At 75.3% G+C, this 6,335-nt stretch carries 4 protein-coding genes; 1 reads left to right on the top strand and 3 read right to left on the bottom strand.

Going from position 1 to position 6,335, the window contains the following annotated elements:
• On the bottom strand, positions 1 to 2,486 hold a 2,486-nt coding region (locus KN815_RS45150), incomplete at its 3' end, for a helicase-associated domain-containing protein (protein WP_253209647.1).
• Between the two features lie 285 nt (positions 2,487 to 2,771).
• Between KN815_RS45150 and KN815_RS45145 the strand changes: the two genes are divergently transcribed.
• Positions 2,772 to 4,088 (top strand): hypothetical protein, encoded by a 1,317-nt coding sequence (locus tag KN815_RS45145; protein ID WP_216347605.1) that lies wholly within the window; start codon positions 2,772 to 2,774, stop codon positions 4,086 to 4,088.
• Between the two features lie 146 nt (positions 4,089 to 4,234).
• Here KN815_RS45145 and KN815_RS45140 read toward each other — a convergent pair whose 3' ends face one another.
• Positions 4,235 to 5,128 (bottom strand): ABC transporter ATP-binding protein, encoded by an 894-nt coding sequence (locus KN815_RS45140; protein ID WP_372458635.1) that lies wholly within the window; start codon positions 5,126 to 5,128, stop codon positions 4,235 to 4,237.
• Positions 5,125 to 6,234: a FecCD family ABC transporter permease gene (locus tag KN815_RS45135; RefSeq protein ID WP_216347607.1), complete on the bottom strand. Its 1,110-nt coding sequence runs from the start codon at positions 6,232 to 6,234 to the stop codon at positions 5,125 to 5,127. The genes KN815_RS45140 and KN815_RS45135 overlap by 4 nt, the downstream gene beginning before the upstream one ends.
• Between the last annotated feature and the right edge of the window lie 101 nt (positions 6,235 to 6,335).

The following is a 6,335-nucleotide window of genomic DNA, read 5'->3' as shown; positions in this document are numbered from 1 at the left end:
GGGCCCTCCGGGACCGGCACGGGCGGCGTACGGGGCGGGGTGCGCTGGGCTTCGCGGCGGCTGACCAGCACATCGCCCTCGGCGGACTCGGCGGCCGGGGCGTACCCCATCGCCCGCAGCCCCTCCAGCAGCGTGTCCGGCGGCGCCTGGGCGGCCAGGACGGTGGGGGCGAGGCGGCGCAGCCGCAGCCCCGCCGAGCGGCGGTCGGCGAGGATCTCGGCGAGCAGTGCGTCGTCGTCGCAGCGCAGATACGCGGAGGCGGTGCCGATGCGCAGTCGGCCGTGCTTACGGGCCACATCGTTGACGAGATAGGTGAGCGGCTGGGGCACCGGGGTGCGGGAGTGCGCGGCGAGGAAGGTGTGCACATCGTCGGCGGTCCGCCCGGCGTCCAGCGCACGGCGTACGGACTCGGGCGTGAAGCGGTACACGGTCGCGCCGCCCTTGGACTCGACGTCGGCGAGGATGCCCAGCGTCTCGGCGAGCGGCCGTTCCAGGGGGCCGGGCGCGACGGCGGTCAGGTCGGCCTGGAGCAGGACGTGGTCGAGGGGCTCGGGGAGCAGCGGCGCGAGCAGTCGCGCGGCGTGCGCGAACGCGATGTCGCTCCTGGCGGCAGGCGGTTCGTCCGGGTGGCGTTCCAGCAGGGCGCGGCCGTGGGAGGAGAGCGCGCCGCGGCCGGTGATCCCGAGCATTTCGGCCTCGGCCACGGCCCAGCGGGCCAGCCGCGAACGCAGGTCCTCCCTGCTGGGGGCGGTCCAGGTGGGTGCGGTGGCGCCGGCGGCCGCCCCGCCGGGCGAGGAGGCACCCGGGGTGGTACCGGCCGCGGCGGGGGCCCCGCGGTGGCTGGTCGGCCGCTCCCACCGCAGCCGGGTCAGCAGAACGTCGGGGGCGGGCGCGGCGCCGGACGGGAGGGTGGCCAGGAGTTCGAGGACCCGGCGGCGGACCTCGGGGGCCGGGGAGCGGTCCAGGTCCGGGCCGAGCGCGGCGAGGGTGCGGCCCCGGTTGTCCCGGCCGCCGACCAGGCCCGCCGTACGGGTCGCGGGCAGCCAGGCGGCGGCGAGCCGCGCCCAGCGCTCCTCGGCGGGCAGCCGCAGCCAGTCGTCGTAGGCGGGGGTGGGGGCGTAGCGCTCGTCGGTCTCGCCGTCGGAGGCCACCAGCCCGGCCGCGTAGGCCAGCTCGATCCAGAAGGCGGCCACCGGTTCGGCCACGTCGAGTGCCACGGCGGCCCGCTTGAGGTCGCGGACGCTCAGCCCGCCCGCGCGCAACACCGGCGGTCCGGCGCTCTCCCACTGCCCCAGCAGCTCCTCGACGGTGGCCAGGGCGGTGAAGGTCTGGCCCGCGGCGGCGTTGTCCACAGCCTGTGGATCGTGCTCGGCGGTGGGCGAGAGCGGCGGGGCCAGCGGCTCGGGGGCGCGGTGCGCCCGGCCGTGGCGCAGATGCAGGGCGACCTCGCGGGGCAGCACCACGTTGCGCGGCCCGGACGGCAGCAGCAGTCCGCGGTCCAGCAGCCAGCCGACGGGCGGGGTGGGCGAGGCGACGGACGCCTCCCCGTACGGCGGTCCCCAGGTCAGCTTGGCCAGCACGCCCGCCGCGCCCGACGGCGCCCCGTCCAGCAGCGCCGCCATCCGGGCGCGGTCCTGGAACAGCTCGGCCAGGGCCGCCACCGCCGTGACCGGATCGTGGGTGGCCGGCAGCCCGGCGCCCGCGAGCAGCTCCTGTAGCCGACCCGGCGACATCCCGGCCGTGGCCTCCTGGACGGTCGGGCCGAGACCGGTCGGGGAGGGCGAGGTGGAGGAGGGCGCGAGCAGTTCGCGGGCGGTGCGGACGAGACGGAGCCGGTCGTCACCGCCCCAGACCAGGGCCTGGTCGCGCAGGGTGGCCACGGCACGCGGCAGCTTGGCCGCGATCACCGCGCGTTCCTCGGCGGGGAGGGCGGCGCCGGTGCCGGGCGGGGGGCCGGCGGGGGTGCGGGGCGAGGTGGCCTGGATGACGGGTTCGACGGACGACGACGCGTCCCCCGCACCCCGGGCGTCCCCCTGACCCGCACCCCGGGCGTCCCCCTGACCCGCAGCCTCCTCCGCCTGCCCCTTAGCCTCCGCCGCCTGGCCCGCAGTCTCCTCCGCCTGGCCCGCAGTCTCCGCTGCCTGTCCCTCAGTCTCCGCTGCCTGTCCCTCAGCCTCCTCCGCCTGTCCCGCAGCCTCCTCCGCCTGACCCGCAGCCTCCGCCGTGCCCTCATCGCCCGTCAGCAGATCCCGCAGGGTTTCGTACGGGCACGGGTCGGGCGCGACCGCCAGCGCCTCGGCGGTTTGCAGCGCGAACCGGTCGAGCCGCTCCACGGCCCGTACCACCGAGGCGCGGGTGCCGGCCCGGGTGGCGAGCTGGGTGAGGTCGTTCGGGACCGGGGAGAGCAGATCGGGGCGGGCGCGCAGCAGGGCGGCGAGGGCGTCGTCGGGCCGGGTCCGCAGCTCCTCGGCGAGTGTGCGCGGCATCCCGCGACCACGGTTGGCGTGGCCGCCGTCCCCTGGGCCGGTGTCCCGTGGGCCGCCGTCCCCGTGGCCGGTGTCCCCACGGCCGGTGTCTGCGGGCAACTCATGCCTCCCGGTTGCGCGAGCTGGTCTCTTCGGGCATTTCAGCCTTCCCGATTCCATGAACTGCTCATTCGATCCACAGTACCCGCGGGGTGCGGGACGCAGGGGGTGCGGCGGGACTCCGCTTCCGCGCGGTACCGTCGGACCCGACCGATACGCCGACCGTGCGCATTCTCAGGGGTCTTGGTGGGGATCGAGAGCGAAAAGCTCGTCTACGACTATCTGAGCCGTGTCGGTGACCTGGCTCAGCAGCAGGGTCTGTCGTCCGGTGAACGCATGCGACTGGTCTCCGGGCTAAGGGCCGATATCGACCATCGCCGGACCACCGGAGGGGCGGACAGCCCGGCCGGGGTGAAGCGGATCCTGTCCAAGCTGGGTTCACCGGCCGACGTGGTGGCCGCCGCGGGCGGTCGGCCCCCCGACCCGGGCTCGGGAACGGGCGCCGAGCCGGGCCCGGCTGGTGGCGGTACGGGCAACGGAGCGGTCGGCGGCTCGGGCAATGGCACGGGCGGCGGTGGGGCGCAGCGGGGAGCCGCAGGTGCGGCGCGGGCGGCCCGCGACAGACTGGCCGGGCTCGCCAAGAGCAGCGGTCTCACCGGTAAGGTCCCCACCCCGCGCGAGGAGGACGCCCCGGGGGTGCCCGGCACGGGCCGGAACGGCGGCGGCCCCGGCGGCAGCCCCGGCGGCGGCCCGGGCGACGGCTCCCCCTCCCTGATCAAGCCGAGGCCCTCCACCCCCGCCCCGCCCCCGTCCAACGCCGCCTCCCCGCCCCACCTCGCGGGGGAGGACGAACTGAGCCCGCGCGAGTCCAACATGGACTGGTGGCATGTGGAGGCGGGCCCGTTCGCCCAGCCCGAGCAGCGCGACGGGCAGTACGGCTCGGTCGAGGGGTTCACCGGCGGGATCGAGATCCCCGAACTGCTCGGCAAGGGCAAGACGGCGGAGCAGGAGCGTCAGGAGCGGCGCGAGGAGGAGGAGAAGGCGGCGGCGGAGGAGGCGGCCGCCGCCGAGGCCGAGGCCGCCGAGGAGGCGAAGGCCAAGGCCGCGGCCGGGGCCGGGGGCAAGCGGCGCGGTGGGCTGCGCCGGGTGCTGCTCGGGCCCGGTAGGGCGGCCGATCAGCCTGCGGGCGGGGTCGGGAGCGGGGTCGGCGTCGCCAAATGGCTGGCCGGGCTCGGCCCGATACTGCTGGTGGCGGTCGGGCTGCTCGTAGCGGGCGCCGTCATGGGCAACATCATCCCGATCGCCTTCGGCTGGGTGATCGCGTACTACGGCACCTACCGCCACTCCCCGGCCGGGGCGAAGTGGGCCTCGATGGGGATACCCGGTCTGGTCGGGGCCGGGGCCGGGGTCTGGCTGTGGGGCCGGGCCGCCCGCAAGTGGGGTCAGCCGATCCCCGAGGACGGCTGGAAGGACGCGCTGACCGACACCTGGCCGTTCGTCGTCCGGGGCGCGGCCATCGCCTCGGTGCTCTTCCTGCTGTGGCGCGCGCGGCGCAAGGGCTGAGGTCTGAGGAGGGCTCGGTGGGGGGCTTGCTCCGGCGGCTTCCGTGAGGTTCACGCCGGGCTACCGTGCGGCGCGAACCGGAAGCGGACGCCGCGCGGCGCCCGGCCCGCCGTCGCTCAGTCCCCCGTCGCTCAGTCCCCCGTCGCTCAGGCCCGCTCGGCCTGCCAAGGCGTGCCCGGGACGACGAGGGGGCTGCCGGTGACCGGGTCGGGGACCACCACCGAGTCCAGGCCGAACACCTCGTGCACCAGCTCCGCCGTGACGATCTCCGCCGGGCCGCCGCGTGCCACGATCCGGCCCTCCTTCATCGCGATCAGATGATCGGCGTAGCGGGCGGCCTGGTTGAGGTCGTGCAGGACGGCGACGACCGTACGGCCGCGTTCATGGTTGAGCTGGCGCACCAGGTCCAGCACCTCCACCTGGTGGGAGATGTCCAGATACGTCGTCGGCTCGTCCAGCAGCAGCAGATCGGTCTCCTGCGCGAGCGCCATCGCGATCCATACGCGCTGCCGCTGCCCGCCGGACAGCTCGTCCACCGGCCGGTCGGCCAGCGCCGTCACGTCCGTACGCTCCATGGCGTCCGTGACGGCTCGCTCGTCCTCCTCCGACCACTGCTGCCACCAGTGCTGATGCGGTTGGCGGCCACGGGAGACGAGGTCCGCGACCGTGATCGCCTCGGGCGCGACCGGGGTCTGCGGGAGCAGCCCCACGGCCCGGGCGATCTTCTTGGTGGGGATCCGGGCGAGATCCGTGCCGTCGAGGAGTACGGCGCCGCCGCGCGGCCGCAGCAGCCGCCCGAGGGCGCGCAGCAGGGTGGACTTGCCGCAGGCGTTGGGGCCGACGATGACCGTGACCTCGCCGTCGGGTATCGCCAGGTCCAGCCCGTCCACGACGGTCCGGTCCTCGTAGGCGAGGGTCAGCTCACGTGCGGTGAGCCGGTTCGGGGCAGCGGGTTCCACCGGATCCGTTCCCGTCTTACCCGTGGTACCCGTGGTACCCGTGGTACCCGTCGTACCCGTTGTGGACGCCGAAGCGGTCATGCGGCGGTGCCTCCCTTACGGCCGCGTCCCCCGGAAGACAGCAGCAGGTGGATCAGATACGGGGCGCCGACGGCGGCGGTCAGCACGCCCACCGGCAGTTCGGTCGGCGCGAACAGCTTGCGGGCCAGCAGATCGGCGGTGACGACGATGAACGCTCCGGCCAGGGCCGAGCACAGCAGCGGGATCTGGGCGGTCCGGGTCATCCGGCGGGCGATCTGCGGGGCGAGCAGCGCCACGAAGTCCACCGGGCCGGCCGCGCCCGTCGCCATCGACGCGAGTACGACGCCGAGGGAGACCAGGCCCAGCCGCACCCGCCCGAGCCGTACGCCCAGCGCGGTCGCGGTGTCGTCGTCCAGGGACACCGTGCGCTGCGCCCGCGCCGCCCACAGCACCCCGGGCAGCAGCACCAGCAGCGCCCAGCCGAGCGGACCGGCCTCGTCCCAGCCGCGTCCGTTGAGCGAACCGGTCATCCACACCTTCGCCTGCTGGGCCACGAGATAGTCGCCCTTGGTCAGGAAGAGATGGGTGATCGAGCGCAGCGCGACGGCGAAGCCTATGCCGATGAGCACGAAGCGGGCCGCCTGAAGCCCGCCGCGCCAGGCGAAGACGTACACCAGCGCGGCGGCGGCGAGACCGCCCGCGACGGAGAGATAGGGCAGGACGGCGAAGGAGGTGACCCCGTAGGTCATCGCGCCCACGGTCACCGCGCTCGCGCCCTGGCTGACACCGATGATGTCCGGGCTCGCGAGGGGGTTACGGGCCACCGTCTGGATGAGCGCGCCCGCGATGCCGAAGGCGGCGCCGACCATCAGACCGAGCGTCATCCGGGGGAGCCGCAGCGTGCCGACGACGAGATCGTTCGGGGTGGCCTGCCCGAGGCCCCACTGGGTGTGCAGAACGGCCTTCACGGCGTCGGCGGGGGCGATGAAGCTCTCGCCGACGCACAGATACGCCACACAGACGGCGGCGGTGGCCAGGGCCAGCCCGATCGCGACGAGGGCCGAGCGGCGATGCAGCAGGAACGATCCGCCACGGAGGTCACGCCCGTCATGGCCGCTTCGTCCACGGCCCTTGACGCGGATCAGGCCGTATCCGGCGGGGCGGATCCCCGTCCGCGCGGCCGGGCGCTCGGTGCGGCTGTCGGTGCGGCTTTCGGCGCCGCCGTCAGCGCGGCTGTCGGTGGCGGTCACGCGGCCACCGTCTTCCG

The organism is Streptomyces niphimycinicus (assembly GCF_018883605.1).
GTDB classification, from domain to species: Bacteria; Actinomycetota; Actinomycetes; order Streptomycetales; family Streptomycetaceae; genus Streptomyces; species Streptomyces niphimycinicus.
Note: the sequence above shows the minus strand (reverse complement) of the source record. Positions and strands in the feature narration are given on the sequence as shown.

Coding starts and splice junctions, on each gene's coding strand:
- KN815_RS45140 (WP_372458635.1), bottom strand. CDS start 5,128: ATGACCGCTTCGGCGTCCACAACGGGTACGACGGGTACCACGGGTACC.